Consider the following 16,800-nt stretch of genomic DNA (forward strand, 5'->3'; position numbering starts at 1 on the left):
AAACGCTTCCAGCTAGAGTTTTCCCCGATTGGGACGTAGCCACCGCGGCCGTCCACGCGGGCGCTGTAGTCGACGCCGTGGCCGGGAACCGGCTGATTCACACCGACCTTCATGCCCACTAGTTCATGATCAGAGAGGACCGTGTCTGGGTGGTCGACTGGGGCTGGCCGGCGCAGGGTGCCGGCTGGGTAGACGCCGCGTTCATGGTGATCCGTCTCATTGGCGCCGGACATACCCCCCAGCAGGCCGAGCAGTGGGCGGCGGGGCTGGACTGCTGGGCTGGCGGCACCGACGAGGACCGGACCGCCTTCGCCTGCCACGTGGCGGGACTGTGGAGCATGCGAGCGGCGCAGTCGGACAGCCTTGCCGCTCAGAACCGAGCCGCCCTGGCGCGTAGCTATGCCACGTGGCGCCTGACCTGACCACGACCTGTATGGCCATGATGATCCCGTGATCTCGGGTTCGAGGTCAGTGCATCTGAGCCCCAGCCGGCGGGGTTGACTCCAAACCCTCCGTCGGCTGGCCCTTGGGACCCCGGCGAAGCCCCGAGCATGCGGGCCTCGCTGGGGTCCCCTGCCACATCTGGGGTCATCGCAACTTTTCTCTACCCCGTCAAGATCGTCGCCCGGGTGGCGCTCGGCGAGGCCACCCTGCCGGTGACGATCGATGCCGGGAACCTGCCCGGCTACATCGGCCGGCCGCGGCACACCCCGGAGTCGGCGGAGCGCACCGCCCTCCCGGGAGTGGCGACGGGCCTGGCGGTGACCGGCGCCGGCGGTGACGTCCTGTTCGTCGAGGCGTCGCTGGCCGACCCGGAGACCGGCGGGGCCGGGATCACCCTGACCGGGCAGCTCGGCGACGTGATGAAGGAGTCGGCGCAGATCGCGCTGTCCTACCTGCGCTCGCGCGGGGTGGAGCTGGAACTTCCCGTCGGCGATCTGGCCGACCGCGGTGTCCACGTGCACATCCCCGCGGGTGCGGTGCCGAAGGACGGGCCGAGCGCCGGGGTAACGATGACGACGGCCCTGGCGTCGCTGCTGTCCGGTCGGCCGGTCCGGGCGGATGTGGCGATGACCGGCGAGGTGTCGCTGACCGGGCGCGTGCTGCCGATCGGCGGGGTGAAGCAGAAGCTGCTCGCCGCGCACCGCGCCGGCATCACCACGGTGCTGCTGCCGGCGCGTAACGGCCCGGACCTGGACGACGTCCCGGCGCCGGTGCGCGACGCGCTCACCGTCCACCTGGTGACCGACGTCCGGGAGGTGCTGGACCTGGCCCTGGAGCCCGCCTTCGCCACCGGGCGCGCCGACCGGCCGGGCCACGGCGGGCGCTCCTCCACCCCGCTGGCCGCCTGAGGGTCACCCGCCGGCCCTGAGGGTCACCCGCCGGCCCTGAGGGTCACCGGCCGTCCGAAGGCCGACCAGGGGCGGCCCAGGGGCCGGGGAGGAGGGTGAGCGAGAGCCAGCGACACGCCGGGGACAAGGTAAACACCATGTGACGAGGGACGCGGAAGACGCAGATGGCGGCTACGGTCGGGGCGTGGATCGTGGTCGCTGTCTTCGGCAGGAGCGCATCGCACAGCAGCGCATCCTGGGGCTCAGTCGGCAAGGGGTGCGCCAGCGACCGCGGGACAATCGCGGGCCCGCCCATCCGCCGAACCGGCCACCCGGCCGGCGCAGGCGCACCCGCTAGATCGTTCTGCCCTCGGCAGCCGCATCGACAAGCGGCTGCGCCTCCCGCGCCGATCCGGACAACCCATGCCGATCCGGACAACCCATACCGATCCGACGCCGCGGCGGGCGGCGTGCCCGTCAACCCGCCGTCGGCCCACTTCCTCCCTCCCCCGGCCCGACTGCGCGCTTCGATCCCGGTCGGTCCCAGGCCGCGGGAGTCGATCACCTTCCCGCCCATTAAAGTGACCCGAACCCATGGGCGGCATGGCGGAGGGACGCAGTCAGCGTGGATGCCCTCAGGCGGGGTTGGGTCGGTCTTGCGCTGTTCTTCGCTGCCCTGGTCCTGATGCCGATCCTGGTGTTCGGCTATCACAGCCAGGAACCCCGGTCCGGTCCGACCCCGGCGGCATCCCCCGCACCCGACGGTCGTCCATCCCGGTCCGGCCCGGGCGCCATGCCCACGCCGTCGTCGACGATGTCCGTCGCACCGTTCACCTTCGCCGGCATCCACCAGGGCGAGACCATCTCCGGCTTCCGCATCATCCGGGTGGAAACGACGGGCTACGCCGGCCCCCTGACGTACGTGCTGAACGGACCGACCGGGCCGTACCGGCGGGATCTCCCAGGCCCGCCGTACCTGTTCACGCCGCATCCCGGCGGATGGCAGACCTCCGAGGTCCCGGACGGGCTGTACACCCTGACCGCGATCCTGGTCGGAGCCGGGAACACTCAGATCTCCATCAGCTTCACCGTCAGTAACGGAGCAGGGACTATAGGATGATCTCGACGGAGCGGGCACTCAGCCATACGACGAGAACCCGAGGGTGCACGTGACGACGGCGACCGCAGACCATAGTGTCAGCGGGATGGATCGACTGGTGTGGATCGACTGCGAGATGACCGGCCTGGACGCCGCGTCGGATCTACTCCTGGAAGTGGCCTGCTTGGTCACGGACAGTGAGCTCAACATCCTCGACGAGGGCATCGACCTGGTCATCTCGGCGCCGGAGGAGGCGCTGCAGACCATGGAGCCGGTCGTCCGCGAGATGCACGAGGCCTCGGGCCTGACCGCCGCCGTCCGGGCGTCCACCTTGTCCCTCGACGACGCGGAGCGCCAGCTCCTCGACTACGTCCGCACCCGGATTCCCGAGGTGCGCAAGGCCCCGTTGTGCGGCAACTCGATCGCCACGGACCGCACCTTCCTCGCACGCTATCTGCCGTCGCTGGACGCTCACCTGCACTACCGCATGATCGACGTTTCGTCGATCAAGGAGCTCGCCCGCCGCTGGTACGTGCGGGCCTACTACGCGGCTCCGGTCAAACGCGGCGGCCACCGGGCCCTGGCGGACATCCAGGAGAGCATCGAGGAGCTGCGCTACTACCGACGGGCCGTGTTCGTTCCCCAGCCGGGGCCGGGCACCGAGCAGGCCCGCGCGATCGCCGCCGAGATCCGCGACCAGGCCGATGCGTCGCTGGCCTCCCTGACCGCCGGAGGCTCCGAGCACCCGCAACCGGACGACCCGGCCGGTTCACCCGCGCGGCTGGACGGGAGACCTTCCACCGCCCGCCTGAACGGGCAGTGATCTCGCAGAGCGCGGCGGGCATGACCGGGGTAACCCCCTTGCCCATCCAGTGGCGCGGACCGGTACGATAGCTTCGCTTGGTCAGGCGGCGTGGGTGGAACGTCCCGGATTCGGAATATCCCGGATTCGCACCGGTCGGAGGATCTCCGGTCCGGCCGGGTCTCCTCCTTCGGCATGGCAGCCAGGTTCTGGTGGGTGTAGCTCAGCTGGTAGAGCACCGGGTTGTGGTCCCGGTGGCCGCGGGTTCAAGTCCCGTCACCCACCCCAGAGCAATATCCCGCCGACCAGGCCCCGCGGGTTGGCGGACAGAGGCCCACCGTGGCAACCGTGCGGCCCCGCCGGGCTCACTCGATGTCGAACAGCCCCTGACGAACCGCGTACATCACGGCCTCCATCCGCGAGTGCAGCTGCAGTTTGTCCAGGATGTTACGAACGTGGTTCTTGACCGTGTTCTCACTGATGAACAGCTTGCGGGCAATCTCGCGGTTCGCGCGCCCCTCAGCGACCAGCTTCAGTACCTCGAGTTCTCGCGCGGTCAGGTGCGGGGCGTGCGCCCGAGGACGGTCCTCGGTACCCCGGGCCATCGTGGCGAACTCGACCATCAACTTCGATGCCATCGAAGGACTGATCAGGCTCTGCCCATTGTGGACAGCCCGCACCGCGTCGGCCACCTCGTGCGGCGGAATCGACTTCAGCAGGTACCCGACCGCACCCGCCTTGATCGCCTCGAACAGGTCAGACTCCTCGTCCGAGACCGTGAGCATCACGATACGCGTGCGCGGAACAGCACGTTTGATGGCACCCGCCGCGGCGATCCCGTCCCGGCCCGGCATCCGGACATCCATCAGGACGATGTCCGGCGATGTCCCGGAGGCCAAGGTCAGAGCCTCTTGACCGTTACCGGCCCGGCCGACGACGCTGATGTCCTCCTCGATCTCCAGGACCGTCTGCAGGCCCTGAAGGAACAACTCATGATCATCTACTACGAGGACCCGGATCAGCGCGGAGCCCTCGACGGAGTCGGCTTCAGCGGCCGACGGCGGCACGACACTGGCCGTCATCACACATCCGGGAATCAGGATCGAATGGTCCGAGCGGCGGCAACCCGGACGCGAACGAAAGGCGGTTCGGACACCATCCCACTCTACGTGATGAAGTACACACCCGAGGTCGTGACGGCGCCGAAGTGGTGCCACCATCTTGCCCGATAAACGCATCCGACATGCCGGAAATAGTACGCGGTGGACGCTGCCACCCACCCGCATAGGACCATGTTCGCGTGGCGAGTCGCGCCCGGTTTCCTCCTGGCAACGACCCCGGCGACCAGAGCGGCAAGCCAGCACCAACAGCACCAACAGCACCAACAGCACCAACAGCACCAGCAGCACCAGCAGCACCAGCAGCACCAGCAGCACCAGCAGCACCAGCAAGATCATTGGATATCGAGCGGGGGCGATGAGTGACCACATGACGGTTTATGCAGGAAATTACCGAGAGTTATTAATCTGATACAGTCATCTAAGAATCCTCGAAATAGTGGGCCGCTTTGCCTGGCGTGATCGGCGGATGACCGTCAATATCACCGGTATGGCCGCAGCATCCAGCAGCTCCCAGCCACGACTCCACATTAAGCCGGGTACCACCTGGTCCGAGGCGTTCACCACCTGCCGCCAGGTTGCCCCCGAGGCGTTCGACGAGGACCGCCTCCGTAATCTCTGGGGCGGGCACTGGCATCGAACTGGAAATCCACTGCACAGCCTGTCCCCCGTCGACGGCACACCGATCGCCGGGCCCCCGATGATCGAGCAGGACGAGGCCCGGGATGCGATCCGGGCCGCTCTCGACGACCACAAGCACTGGCGCGACGTGGCGCTGCCCGAGCGCAAGGCCCGAGTACGCGCCGCCGTTGACGCCATGGACGCCCACCGCGACCTGCTGGCTCTCCTGCTCGTCTGGGAGATCGGCAAGCCCTGGCGACTGGCGCGCACCGACGTCGACCGTGCCCTCGACGGGGTGCGCTGGTACATCGACGAGATCGACGGCATGATCGCCGGGCGCACCCCGCTACCCGGTCCGGTGAGCAACATCGCCAGCTGGAACTACCCGATGAGCGTGCTCATGCATGCCGTGCTCGTCCAGATCCTCGCCGGCAACGGCACCATCGCCAAGACCCCGACCGACGGCGGCGCCGCCTGCCTGACCCTGGCGAGCGCACTGGCCCGCCGGGAGGGTCTGCCGGTCTCGCTGGTCTCCGGATCGGGTTCCCGGCTGAGCTCGGCGCTGGTCCGCGCCCCCGAGATCGGCTGCCTGGCCTTCGTGGGCGGCCGGTCGGCGGGTGGCCAGGTCGCCGCTGCCCTGGTCGACACCGGTAAGCGCCACTTCCTAGAGCAGGAGGGCCTCAACGCCTGGGGTATCTGGGATTTCTCCCAGTGGGACGTGCTCGCCGCCCATCTGAAGAAGGGCTTCGAGTACGGCAAGCAGCGCTGCACCGCCTACCCCCGCTACGTCGTCCAGCGCCAACTGTTCGACAGGTTCCTCCAGATGTACCTGCCGGTGGTCTCCGGCGTCCGGTTCGGCCATCCCCTCGCCGTCGCCGACGACACCGACCAGCTGCCCGAGCTGGACTACGGCCCGGTCATCACCGCGGACAAGGCGACCGAGCTGGCCGCGAAGATCGACGAGGCGATCACGAAGGGCGGCGTGCCGATCTACCGCGGAGACCTCGCGGACGGCCGGTTCATCCCCGGGCAGGACACCTCCGCCTACGTGCCGCCGGTGGCGATCCTGAGCCCGCCGGCGTCGTCCGCGCTGCACCACGCGGAGCCGTTCGGCCCGGTCGACACCATCGTCGTCGTCGACTCGGAGGCTGAGCTGCTGGCGGCGATGAACGCCTCCAACGGCGCGCTGGTTGCCTCACTGGCCTGCGACGACGAGTCCCATGCCCGCCGGCTCGCCGGGGAGCTGCAGGCGTTCAAGGTCGGAGTCAACAAGCCGCGCTCCCGCGGCGACCGGGACGAGCCGTTCGGTGGCCGCGGCGCCTCCTGGAAGGGGGCCTTCGTCGGCGGTGTCCATCTGGCCAGGGCCGTCACCGTAGGCACGGACGCCGACGAGCGGCTCGTCGGCAACTTCCCGAGCTACTCCCTCTACCCGGCCGTCTGACCTGCCCGGCCGCTCCTGCCAGAAGGAGGATTCGACCAGGCCGGTAGGCCGTGCTCGGCGAGTGGTCCAAGGCGCAGGCCGGCGTCGTCGCAGCGCGCGGCGATCCCGGGCAGAGCCCCGAGCGCGCTGCGCCAGGCCCCGGGGGCCGATGTGCAGTCACAGTCGTGCAGCAGCACCGTGGCGCCCCCGCACAGGTCGGGGGCGAGGGTGCCCAGCACGCTGCCCGGCGTCGCCTCGGCCGTCCAGTCGCGTCCCCATGCCGACCACAGGACGGGGCTGAGGTCGAGGCGGCGGGCCGCGACGAGCAGCCCGGCCGAGAGGATGCCGTGCGGCGGCCGGACGAACCGCGGCGCGCGACCGGTGATCTCGACGACCAGGTCCCGGGTGCGGGCGAGATGGTCGTGCGTGGAGCGGGGACCGCGCAACAGCATCGGGCGATGATCCCAGCCGTGCACGGCCAGCTCGTGCCCGGCGGCGGCCATCTCCCGCGCCAACGTCGGTGCGCGTTCCAGCAGACCACCGAGGACGAAGAACGTCGCCCGCACGTCGAGTTCGGCGAGCACGTCGAGAAACTGTGGCGTGGACACGGGATCCGGACCATCGTCGAAGGTGAGCGCGACGTGATCGGGCGCGCCGAGCCCTGCGAGCGCCGGCGTCCACCGCAGCCGTAGTCGACGCAGTGTGGTGAGCGACGGAATGCCGTAGGTGAGCCCGGCCGCGCCGCCCAGGGTCAACGCCGTGGCGGCGGCACGGCGTGCCATGGCGGGCCTGCGCGTCGCAACGGACCGCGTCATGGCAAAAACTCTCCCACAGATCCGGTCTCGCCTTCCGACCGGCGCCCCCATGCCCACCGCCACGGGTACCGCCATGCCCCGCCCCCAGCCTCCGTCTCGGCCACGACCGCCCGCGCTAGCGGAGCTACTCGGGTCTCTGGATAGAACAGCTATGGGCGGTACGTTCAGTAATGTCCGCTCGTGGGGACGGCACACCCGTCACCAGAACAGCGCCGGGCAGGAAGCACGATGAGGTGGTGGGCAGCCGGGCAGGGTCGGACGTGATCGGGGATCCGGTGATACCGGCCGGCGCGGCGGGGCAGGAAGGGGCGGACCGTGCGGATCGGACGGCGGGGACCGATCGGCTGGCTGTTCGTCGTCGCGATCGTCCTGGTCGGGGGTGCCCTGGTGGTGAACAGGACCTCCGACGACAGGCCACGGGTGGCGTTGTGGGGCGACTCGCTCGCCTGGGAGGCGGGTGACGCCTTCGACGAGGCGGCCCGCGCGGACGGCGGGACCGCCGTGCTGGTGCGCACCTGGGGTGGCACGGCTCCCTGCGACTGGCTCATGGACATCCGCGACCAGGCGCGGCGTTGGCGGCCGACCACCGCGGTTCTGGTGTTCTCCGGCAACCAGGTGACGCCCTGTATGCAGGGTCGTGACCTGGTGACGGCCTACCGGGAGGACGTGACGAAGGCCGTCACGATGCTGACGAATCAGGGCATCGAAGTCGTCCTCGTGGATGCGCCGCCACGGCGTGACCAGACGGTCGACGAGGCCGGGATGACCCCGTTGGACCGCCTGTGGCGCCAGATCGCCGCGGAGCACGAACGTACCCGGGTGGTCCCCGCGGGTCGGGTCCTGACCATGGACGGCCGGTTCACCTCGACGATGCCCTGTGCCGCGGGCGAGACCTGCGAGCCCGGCGGGGTCGTCACGGTCCGCAGCCCCGACGGGGTCCACTTCTGTCCGTTGCCCCAGAAGCCGATGACAGCCTGCCCGGTCCCGTCCCCTGGCGCCGTCCGCTTCGGCACCGCGATCGCTCGGGAGACCCTCCAGCCGGCCGCGGGCTGACCGCCAGCCGACCGATCGGGGGCTGACCGAGGGCTGACCGGGCCGATCCACCATCTTCTAGGCTTCCCGGGCTTCCCGGGACCTCGTCGAGAATTCGCCGGAATGTTCAGGCGACCTTGCGGTGCATCCCGATCCGACGGCCGCTCAGCGAACGACGATGATCACCCAGCTCGTCGTGCCAGGAGAGGAACGTCTGATCGGGCGCGCCAACCTGGGAGAGCTTATAGGCGAGTTCGGCAGCGAGCGCCTCGACCTGGTGCGGCTGGTGGACCCGGACCCACAGACCGTGCTCGTCGAACGCGGCGACCCTGGCGCGGTCCCGCAGGTCGGCGTCCAGCCGGTCGGCGAGTTCACCTGGTGTGGCGATTCCGCTGGGCAGCCGTGGCCAGGCGATCTCCATCAACAGACCGTTCGCCTTCATGATCCCCTCCTCTGATCGCCGCCGGCCCCGGGTGACCGCTCGGTCGATCGGGGCGGCGGGCGGGCTCGCTCGTCGCCCCGTGAGGGCATCCCCTCAGACTTGAGGGCGAACCATGACATTACGGAATGAGGTCGCCCTCGCCGGTCAGCCAGCCGCTCGCCGGTCAGCACCGCTGTCCGCGGTCGGGCTGAGATCCACGGGCGTGACGGACTCCGCGGGCGTGACCGACTCCGCGGTGAAGGCGGCCCACAGGCGGGAATACGGGCCGCCGGCGTGCACCAGCTCGGCGTGCGGCCCCTGCTCGACCACCCGGCCGTCCGCCATCACGACCACCCGGTCGGCCCTGGCCGCCGTGGTGAGCCGATGGGCGACGATGATCGTGGTCCGCCGGGTGGCCACCGCCTCCGAGGCTGCCGTGACCGCAGCCTCCGTCGCGAGGTCGAGCGCCGCGGTCGCCTCGTCGAACAGCAGGATGTCCGGGTCGGCGAGCTCCGCGCGGGCGAGCGCCAGGAGCTGACGCTGGCCGGCGGACAGTCCCCGGCCGCGTTCGCCGACCAGATGATCGTAGCCGTCGGCCAGGCGGGTGATGAACGCGTGGGCGCCGACCGCCCGCGCCGCCGCCACGACCTCGGCGTCGGAGGCATCCGGCCGAGCGTAGGCGATGGCGTCCCGGACCGTGCCGGAGAACAAGAACGGCTCCTGCGGAACGACGCCGAGCCGTCGCCGGTAGGCGGGCAGGTCGAAGTCGCGCACGTCAACACCGTCCACCCGCACCGCGCCCTCGGTCACGTCGTAGAACCGGGCGATCAGCTTCACCACCGTGGACTTGCCCGCGCCGGTCTCCCCGACCAGGGCGACTGTCTCCCCCGGGGCGATGCGCAGGCTCACCCCGTTCACGGCGTTTCCCGCCGGCCCCGCGTTTCCCGCCGGCCCCGCGTTCTCCGTCCGCGCGGCAGTGCCTCCCACGTAGGCGAACCGGACGCCGTCCAGGACCACCTCGCCGGCCAGCCGTCCGACCGGTCGCGGGTACTCGGCCGACGGCGTCGAGGTCGGAGTCCGCAGCAGCTCGGAAAGCCGGCGCAGACCGACCCGGGCCTGCTGATAACCGTCGAACACCTGGGACAGTTGCTGCACCGGCGCGAAGAAGAGGTCCACGTAGAGCAGGAACGCGAGTAGTGCTCCCGGCGACAGGGATCCGCCGACGGCCAGGTGGGCGCCGATTCCCAGCACGAGAGCACCCGCGATCCGGGAGAGGAACTCGACGAACGGGAAGTAGAGAGCGATCATCCGTTGTGCCCGCAGCCGCGAGCGGCGGTAGCTGTCCGCGAGCTCGCGGAACCTCGCCTGGTTGACCGCTTCCCGGCCGAACGCCTGGGCGATGCGCAGCCCGGTCAGGTTCTCCTGCAGCGATGCGTTGACGGCGCTGACCCGTTCCCGGGACTTGGTGTAGGCGGCGGAGGAGCGACGCCGGAACACCACCGTCACCACGATCAGGATCGGCAGTACGGCGACGACGACCAGGGCGAGCTCGGCGTCCAGCACGATCAACGCCACCAGGACGCCGAAGAAGGACAGCAGGCTGACGATGGCGGTGGTCAGGCCGGTCTGCAGGAAGGTCGACAGGGCGTCGACGTCGGTCGTCATCCGGGTCATGATCCGGCCGGCGAGCTCGCGCTCGTAGTAGTCGAGCCCGAGGCGCTGCAGCTGCGCAAAGGTCTTCACCCGCAGGATGTAGAGCAGCCGCTCCCCCATCCGGCCCGTGACACGGGTCTGCCACACCTGCACCGCCCAGTTGACCAGCACCACCGCCAGCGCGACACCGGCGGTGGCGAACAGGACGTCACGTGCCCCGACGCTCACGCCGGCGTCGACGGCATGCCGCACCAACGCTGGCAGGGCGAGACCCGCGACGGCGTCTGCCGCCACCAGCAGCAGGCCCAGGATGAGCGGCCAGCGGACCACGGCCAGCAGCCGGTGCAGCGAGAATGCCGGGTCGGGGGCGGCCGCCGCAGCCTGGTCGACCCGCGGCTCGTCGAGCGCCGGGGGCAGGGCGTCGACCCGGGCGAGCAGGTCGGGGGTCGCCGGCATGTCACCGAAGGGGCCCCCGCCGCCGAGCCCCCGGCCGAGACCACCCCGGGTAGCACCACCCCGGAGAACATTTCCCTTTCTTTTCCCTTGCCTACTTCCTTTCCCTTGCCTACTTCCTTGCCTATCCAGAGCCTTTTGCGTCTGATTTATCCCTCTGGACAGGCAAGAAAGGCCGGGGTCGGGAGACGGGGACGGGGACGAGAGCTGGTCGGGAAGGCCCTCGCCGGGGCCGGCGAGCAGATGGCGGAACAGAGGACATCGGGCCGTCAGTTCGGCCTCGGTCCCGACGTCGACGATCCGGCCGGCGTCGAGCACGGCGATCCGGTCGGCAAGGCGCAGGGTGGAGCGCCGGTGCGCGATGAGCAGAGTGGTGCGGCCACGCATGATCGTCCGAAGCGTGTCATGGATCTCGGCCTCGATCCGGGCGTCCACGGCCGAGGTCGCGTCGTCGAGGAGCAGGACGCGGGGATCGGTGAGTAGCGCGCGGGCGAGCGCGACGCGCTGGCGCTGGCCGCCGGAGAGGGTCAGGCCCTGTTCTCCCACGACGGTGTCATAGCCGTCGGGCAGGCCGCGGATGAAGACGTCCGCCTGCGCCGCCCGCGCGGCCGCGATGATCTGGTCGTCCGTGGCACCCGGCCGGCCGTAGGCGATGTTCGCGCGCACCGTGTCGGAGAACAGGAAACTGTCCTCGAAGACGACCCCGATCTGCGCCCGCAGCGACGACAGTGTCACCGTGCGGATGTCCACACCGTCAAGGCGGACCGTCCCGGCCTGGGGGTCGTAGAACCGCGGCAGCAGCATCGCGACCGTCGACTTACCCGAACCGGACGTGCCGACGAGGGCGACCGTCTCCCCCGGTTCGATCCGCAGGCTCACGTCCCGCAGCACGGGGCGAGACGGAGCGTAGCCGAACGTGACACTGTCCAGGTCGACCAGCCCGCGGATCCGGCCAAGGCGCACGGCGTCCGGCCGGTCCGTGATCGCCGGCTGCGAATCGATGATCTCGAAGATGCGTATCGTGCTGGCCTTGGCCTGCTGGCCCACGGTGAGCAGACCGGCGAGGGTCCGCGTCGGCCCGATCAGGGCGCCGAGATAGGTGCTGAACGCGAGGAAGGTACCGAGGGTGATCCGGTCCGTCAGCGCCAGCCAGCCGCCGAGCGCCAGCACCGCGACCTGGCCGAGCGCGGGAACGGCCTGCATCGCCGCACCGAACCTGCTGGTGATGCGCACCGCACGCATCCGAAGCGCGAACAGCCACCGGGCGTCCACCGCCAGCCGGTCCAGCTCGCGGGCCTCCTGTCCGAACCCCTTCACCACCCGGACGCCGGCGACGGCCTCTTCGACCGCTCCGGCAACCTCGCCAGCCTGCTGCTGCGCCGCCCAGGTCGCCGGGAAGACCGTGCGTCGGGCGCTGTAGCCGACGATGAACAGCGCCGGCCCCAGCGCGAGCGCGATGACAGTGAGCAGCGGGGACAGCCAGGCCATCACCACAAGGGACACGACGAAGAGCACCAGGTTGCCGCTCATCATCGGCAGGTAGGACAGCAGACCCTGGACCACGGTGACGTCCGAGATCGCCCGGCTCACCACCTGCCCGGTCTGGAGCTGGTCCTGCCGGGCCCCGTCGAGGCGCTCGATGGCGCTGAAGACGGCGTCGCGCAGGTCGTACTGGACGTCGAGGGAGAGCCGACCACCGACGTAGCGTCGGACGAACGCGGCGGCGAAGACGACGACCCCGGCCCCGAGCAGAATGGCGACGTAGGGTGCGAGAGAGTGGCGGTGCGTGACTACGACGTTGTCGATGACCTGCCGCTCGACCAACGGGACGGCGGCCGTGACGAGCGTGCCGAGCAGCGCGGCGCCGAAGGCCAAGGCGGCGTTGCGGCGGTACACGAGGATCTCGCGGAGAATCCTGCGCAGCCAGCCGGCCGCCGGTTTCTCCGGCCCGGCCTCCTCGGCTTTCTCCGGCCCGGGCGCGGCAGGCTCCTCGGCTGGTTGGGGCCGTGGGCGTGGGCTGGGCAACTGCGATCGCTCGACGGGAGCCGGAGCCGGATGCGGACTGGGGTCCGGCCGATCCGGCGGTCCGTGCGAGGGACGGGCCGTGTCAGCGGACGATGCTTCGGAGCTCGCGGTGGGCCTCCAGGTCGTCAGGTCCGATTCGGTACCCGCGTGACGCCGGTCCGGATCGGACGCGAAGGCTGGGACGAGACGCCAAAGCCGCCGCGTCCCAGCCTCACCGCGGTGTCCCAGCCTGACCGTACGTCCGGCAGGCCCGCGGCGTCGGCCACGTCATGTCTATCAGCGAAACATTCCTGGAACCCCGCTGATGCCCGTCACGGCTCCGAGCCGAGACCACAGGAAGCCGCGGGTCCCGAGCAAGGTCCCGAGCGAGCAAGGTCCCGAGCAAGATCAGCCCCGGAGGACACACAGGGACCCCGGAGCCCCCGCCATCGGCGATCTCCAAGGTGGCCGCCGGTACCGAGCGCCGCGCCCGCACCCCCCGGCCACTCGTCTCCAGCGCCTGGTAGAGTTCTGCATGTCGCCGCGGGGACGCGGAGGCAACGCGCCGCTAGCTCAATTGGCAGAGCAGCGGACTCTTAATCCGCGGGTTCGGGGTTCAAGTCCCTGGCGGCGCACCCGTACGCAGGCCCCTGACCTGCAGCTAAGCATTTCTCTCCCTATCCCCGGAATGCTCCTTGATCGTTGTGGGCGGCACGTGGGCGCGGGGAACTGCATTCGCGATTGCCTCCGCTGCGGCCCGGCCCGTCGACCGCAACAGATGGGCGTACAGATCCCCCGTGATCCGGGTAGAGCTGTGCCCGTGGCGTTTCGAGACGAGCGTGATGTCGACCCCCTCAGCGAGCTGGATCGAGGCCGAGCTGTGCCGCAGATCGTGTAACCGCCGCCGGGACAGCAGATCCCGGCCGAGCTCGTCACCGGGCAGGAGCTCGAAGGGAAGCGGGCCGTCGAGGGTGAGGGCCGCGCCCGCCCCGCGGCGGCGCGGGCTGCCACCTCGTAGTCGTAGGCGCTGACCTTCAGCGCATGCTCGCCCGCTTCGAGGAAGAGCCTGGCGAGGACCTGGAGCTGGGTGGTTGCCCGGCCGGGGAGGATTCTGGCGGCCCAGGGGACGAGGCTGGCCAAGGAGTCACGATCGACGGTGAGACGCACCCGCCCATTGTGCGCCTCGTACGAACGGATGTTCGGATACGGCTCAGGTGGCGGTTGGAGGAAGTGCGGGCCGTTCGGCGGCCTGGACGAGTACCCCCAGGTCGTGGACTGCGGGCAGGGCGGGCCAGCGGGCGTCCATCTGCCGCCACATCTGCCCGGCGACGTCGACAACCCAACTCGTTCGCTGTTCCCCGACAGCGGCCAGCGCGGAGCGTGCGGCATCGGCGGCCCGTTCGGGGTCCGGCTCGGGTCGGCGTAGGTAGCTGCGTGCGAGGGCGTTGTATGACCCCCCGAGGTTCCCGGCACGCCCGGAATCCGCGTAGGCCGCGATAGCGCGCCGGGCGTGCTCCTCGCTCGCGGGATCGGCGAGTTGAGAGAGGATCGCCGCGCTCTGGGCGAGGGCTTGATCCTCGTCAACGGCGACCGTTCCGGGCAGAGGGCCACCGGTCCACAGGTTTGCCCACATGTCGTCGAGGGCGTGGCGGGCTGCCGCCGGATCGCCCGCACGGGCCGCGGCGCGGGACTCGCAGGCGCCGAGCATGGGCCGGGCGTAGGGGTGGGCGTAGGGGTGGGCGTCCTGGCGCCGTTCGGCGGCGACGGCTTGGGCGCGGTGCGGCTGGTTACGGAAGAACGCGAACGAACTGTCGAGCACGGCGACGCAGTCCGCGAGGAGCCGATCCCCGGCCTCGTCTGCGTGCTGGCCGGCGAGGTCGAGGTAGGTGTCGGCTGCCTGGGTGTGGCCGAGGTCGTTAGCGGTCAACGCGAGGTAGAGCGCGTACTGGCCTGCGCGGGTGTCCAGGGTGGTGCGGGTCCGGCCGCGGACCCGGCCGTCGAGGAGCCGTTCTACGGCGAGCCAGCCCGTTTCGACCCGGGGCACCAGCAGGCCCGCGGGTGTGGCGGTATAGGCCGCGGCGATGTCGTGCACGTCCCGTTCGATCTCGCGGAGGGTGCGAGGAGCCACAGCCGATTCGGCGATGCGGTCGGAGATCGCCGCCGAGGTGTCCGCGGTGGCGAACAGGCCGGCTGCTGCCATGCTGCCGCCGATGAGAGTGCGTCGGTTCGTCGGGCTCGTCGGACTCACCTCCTCCGCTGGTTCCACTGTCGGGTCATTCCCCGTTGTCGCGCTACCCCTTCGCGCGAGATTGGGGCGGAATCAAGTGGTCATGGCGACACATGCCCTGCCAGCGGATTGTCGAAAACTTCGACTGGCTTCGCACCGTTCAATGTCTGCTGTGGCGTCTGCCGTGGCCGTCCAGTCAACTGTGCGGCCGCAGTATCAAACTCCGCCGCCATCCCGGTGCGCTGGCGACGGAGCGTCCCTTTCCGGGGCGTGGCCGAGGTTCCGCTCGGCTTCGGGAGCCCGTTACTCCGGTTACCGGAGAGAACGGAGCAGGAGCCGGCCGAACCGGGTGAGGAGCAGGGCGCCGGAACCGGCGAGCGCGGCGAGCACGCCGATGAGGAGGTCTCGCGCCGAGTTCACGCCGAGGACCTGGAGTACCGCGAAGGCGGCGCCGAAGGGCAGGCCGACGACGGTGATGACGCCGAGCGCCGCGCCGACCTGCTGCCCCTCCTGGGTCTGGGCGATCCGGTTCAGGTCGACGATCTCGGTGAGCACGGCGTCGAACCGCTCGGGCAGATGGTGCTGTGCCTGATAGGCGGTGAGGATGTCGTTCGCCGGGCCGTGGGCGCTGGCGTCCCGGAGCCAGTAGATGTTGCGGAATCGCGCGGCCCGTTCTTCGAGACGAGCAAGATGACGGGTAAGGTCCTGGGCTTCGAACGCGCGGGCCGCCTCGGCGATCATCTCGGTGATGGCCACGTTCTGGATCATGCCGATCAGGACCGCGTCGAGGTAGGTGGTGTGGGCGTAGAGCTGGGCGAAGCCGAAGAACGCATCGTCGGCGCCGTCGTCGGGGCGTAGACCGAGAAAGGCGGCGCCGTCCCGGGTGACGAGCCCGCGCCAGTCTGCGGAGAGAATCACTCGTCCGTCGAGGAGCTGGTCGGCGTGGTCGGGATCCGGCGGGTAGTCGGCGTTGGCGGTACGGGATGCGAGATGCCACAGCCAGGTGTCCGCGGTCGACCAAGAGTCGATTCGGGCGGCGTCAACGGGTCGCGGCGGGTCGGCTTCGGGAAGGGTGGGGAAGGTCAGGAAGGCGATTGTGAACCTTCGGGCCGACGGCGCCAGGCGGGCCCAGGTGGGCAGCGCCGAGCCGAGGTCGGGGGGTGGGGTCGCACTGCCGCGCCGGCCGGCGACGGCGCGCAGGACGTCGAGGAGCTCGGACCCGCCGGCCTGGATATGGACATGGACGATGACGAAGGCGCGATCCGGCCGGTCCGGGTCGGGTAGGAGGATCTCCGTCCCGAAGATCGGGCTGTCCGTCTCGCCGGTGGGTGCGGTGCGCTGCCAGCGACTCGGCCGGTCAGGCGTGCCGTAGAGGATGCGTGCGCAGGCGGCGCTGAAATAGGTGCTGCGTGCGGCGGTGGTCGCTTCGATTTCCTTGTGGCGTAACGGCAGCGGACCTTCCGGCCAGTCCGGGGTGCCGGTGAGGAAGGCGGGACAGACGACCACGAAGGAATGCCGTCCCGGCTGGTCTACCGGTAGAATTCGTCGACCTCCGGAAGGTCCAGTCTGATCACGAAGTGAGCTCGGCCGGTGGACGGGTCGACCTCGAAACGCACACGCTCCCCGACGATGATCGTGCGGAATCCTTCGGTGACGATGTCGCTGTAGTCGAAGCCGTGGATCTCGCCGGTCTCGTCGTCGCGAACCAGGTAGGTGGCGGTGACCCGGTGGGGTCCGCTGCCCAGCGGCTGGCGGTCGACGATCCGGCCGAACCGCTGCCCGCTGTCCGGCTCGCCGGTCATGG

At 70.1% G+C, this 16,800-nt stretch carries 13 protein-coding genes, 2 tRNA genes and 1 pseudogene; 8 read left to right on the top strand and 8 right to left on the bottom strand.

From position 1 onward, the window contains the following. Positions 1–149: 149 nt before the first annotated feature. The 5 genes and pseudogenes from BMG523DRAFT_RS17645 to BMG523DRAFT_RS17670 all read left to right on the top strand — a co-directional run bounded on the left by BMG523DRAFT_RS17645 (position 150) and on the right by BMG523DRAFT_RS17670 (position 3,520). Positions 150–422 (top strand): hypothetical protein, encoded by a 273-nt coding sequence (locus BMG523DRAFT_RS17645; protein WP_049760844.1) that lies wholly within the window; start codon positions 150–152, stop codon positions 420–422. A 192-nt stretch (positions 423–614) separates the two neighbouring features. Beyond that, a pseudogene (locus BMG523DRAFT_RS17650) lies at positions 615–1,352 on the top strand (S16 family serine protease); the annotation flags it as partial. Positions 1,353–1,956: 604 nt separating this feature from the next. Next, positions 1,957–2,451 carry a hypothetical protein gene (locus BMG523DRAFT_RS17660; protein ID WP_011435491.1) on the top strand — a complete coding sequence of 165 codons (495 nt, stop codon included), beginning with the start codon at positions 1,957–1,959 and terminating at the stop codon, positions 2,449–2,451. An 85-nt stretch (positions 2,452–2,536) separates the two neighbouring features. Further along, positions 2,537–3,253, top strand: a complete 717-nt coding sequence (gene orn, locus BMG523DRAFT_RS17665) for an oligoribonuclease (protein ID WP_236707320.1) — start codon at positions 2,537–2,539, stop codon at positions 3,251–3,253. A gap of 191 nt (positions 3,254–3,444) precedes the next feature. Further along, positions 3,445–3,520: transfer RNA gene (locus BMG523DRAFT_RS17670), tRNA-His, on the top strand. Between the two features lie 77 nt (positions 3,521–3,597). On the opposite strand, the gene BMG523DRAFT_RS17675 is transcribed toward BMG523DRAFT_RS17670, so the two are convergent. Next, positions 3,598–4,314 (bottom strand): response regulator transcription factor, encoded by a 717-nt coding sequence (locus BMG523DRAFT_RS17675; protein WP_011435489.1) that lies wholly within the window; start codon positions 4,312–4,314, stop codon positions 3,598–3,600. Between the two features lie 526 nt (positions 4,315–4,840). On the opposite strand from BMG523DRAFT_RS17675, the gene BMG523DRAFT_RS17680 reads away from it, so the two are divergent. Next, positions 4,841–6,412, top strand: a complete 1,572-nt coding sequence (locus BMG523DRAFT_RS17680; protein WP_035941858.1) for an aldehyde dehydrogenase family protein — start codon at positions 4,841–4,843, stop codon at positions 6,410–6,412. Here the strand turns inward: BMG523DRAFT_RS17680 and BMG523DRAFT_RS17685 are convergent. Then, positions 6,397–7,173 carry a polysaccharide deacetylase family protein gene (locus BMG523DRAFT_RS17685; RefSeq protein WP_232235200.1) on the bottom strand — a complete coding sequence of 259 codons (777 nt, stop codon included), beginning with the start codon at positions 7,171–7,173 and terminating at the stop codon, positions 6,397–6,399. The two genes, BMG523DRAFT_RS17680 and BMG523DRAFT_RS17685, sit on opposite strands and share 16 nt — an antisense overlap. 348 nt (positions 7,174–7,521) lie before the next feature. On the opposite strand from BMG523DRAFT_RS17685, the gene BMG523DRAFT_RS17690 reads away from it, so the two are divergent. Continuing rightward, complete coding sequence (locus BMG523DRAFT_RS17690) at positions 7,522–8,259, top strand: SGNH hydrolase domain-containing protein (RefSeq protein ID WP_011435486.1); 738 nt, start codon at positions 7,522–7,524, stop codon at positions 8,257–8,259. A gap of 106 nt (positions 8,260–8,365) precedes the next feature. Here the strand turns inward: BMG523DRAFT_RS17690 and BMG523DRAFT_RS17695 are convergent, their stop codons facing one another. Both BMG523DRAFT_RS17695 and BMG523DRAFT_RS17700 read right to left on the bottom strand, forming a co-directional pair. Continuing rightward, entirely contained in the window at positions 8,366–8,680 is a 315-nt protein-coding gene (locus tag BMG523DRAFT_RS17695) for a hypothetical protein (protein WP_011435485.1), read from the bottom strand. Between the two features lie 144 nt (positions 8,681–8,824). After that, the gene (locus BMG523DRAFT_RS17700; RefSeq protein WP_051623929.1) at positions 8,825–12,688 is read right to left on the bottom strand and encodes an ABC transporter ATP-binding protein; all 3,864 of its coding nucleotides are present in this window, start codon (positions 12,686–12,688) and stop codon (positions 8,825–8,827) included. A gap of 643 nt (positions 12,689–13,331) precedes the next feature. Here BMG523DRAFT_RS17700 and BMG523DRAFT_RS17705 point away from each other — a divergent pair. Continuing rightward, a tRNA-Lys gene (locus tag BMG523DRAFT_RS17705) sits at positions 13,332–13,404 on the top strand. Between the two features lie 26 nt (positions 13,405–13,430). Here BMG523DRAFT_RS17705 and BMG523DRAFT_RS27460 read toward each other — a convergent pair. The 4 genes from BMG523DRAFT_RS27460 to BMG523DRAFT_RS17720 form a co-directional block, all read right to left on the bottom strand. After that, positions 13,431–13,892 carry a tyrosine-type recombinase/integrase gene (locus tag BMG523DRAFT_RS27460; RefSeq protein WP_082456848.1) on the bottom strand — a complete coding sequence of 154 codons (462 nt, stop codon included), beginning with the start codon at positions 13,890–13,892 and terminating at the stop codon, positions 13,431–13,433. A gap of 87 nt (positions 13,893–13,979) precedes the next feature. Continuing rightward, entirely contained in the window at positions 13,980–15,035 is a 1,056-nt protein-coding gene (locus BMG523DRAFT_RS17710; RefSeq protein WP_011435466.1) for a hypothetical protein, read from the bottom strand. A gap of 273 nt (positions 15,036–15,308) precedes the next feature. Beyond that, positions 15,309–16,502, bottom strand: coding sequence for a hypothetical protein (locus BMG523DRAFT_RS17715; protein ID WP_011435465.1), 1,194 nt, complete (start codon positions 16,500–16,502; stop codon positions 15,309–15,311). A 23-nt stretch (positions 16,503–16,525) separates the two neighbouring features. Then, entirely contained in the window at positions 16,526–16,798 is a 273-nt protein-coding gene (locus tag BMG523DRAFT_RS17720) for a hypothetical protein (RefSeq protein ID WP_011435464.1), read from the bottom strand. Positions 16,799–16,800: the final 2 nt, after the last annotated feature.

Source organism: Frankia sp. BMG5.23 (genome assembly GCF_000685765.2).
Taxonomy (GTDB): domain Bacteria; phylum Actinomycetota; class Actinomycetes; order Frankiales; family Frankiaceae; genus Frankia; species Frankia casuarinae.

Bases quoted from the DNA above. Each gene is read 5' to 3' on its own strand.
- orn (WP_236707320.1), top strand. From the start codon at position 2,537: ATGGATCGACTGGTGTGGATCGACTGCGAGATGACCGGCCTGGACGCC.
- BMG523DRAFT_RS17675 (WP_011435489.1), bottom strand. From the start codon at position 4,314: ATGACGGCCAGTGTCGTGCCGCCGTCGGCCGCTGAAGCCGACTCCGTC.
- BMG523DRAFT_RS17680 (WP_035941858.1), top strand. From the start codon at position 4,841: ATGGCCGCAGCATCCAGCAGCTCCCAGCCACGACTCCACATTAAGCCG.
- BMG523DRAFT_RS17685 (WP_232235200.1), bottom strand. From the start codon at position 7,173: ATGGCACGCCGTGCCGCCGCCACGGCGTTGACCCTGGGCGGCGCGGCC.
- BMG523DRAFT_RS17695 (WP_011435485.1), bottom strand. From the start codon at position 8,680: ATGAAGGCGAACGGTCTGTTGATGGAGATCGCCTGGCCACGGCTGCCC.
- BMG523DRAFT_RS17720 (WP_011435464.1), bottom strand. From the start codon at position 16,798: ATGACCGGCGAGCCGGACAGCGGGCAGCGGTTCGGCCGGATCGTCGAC.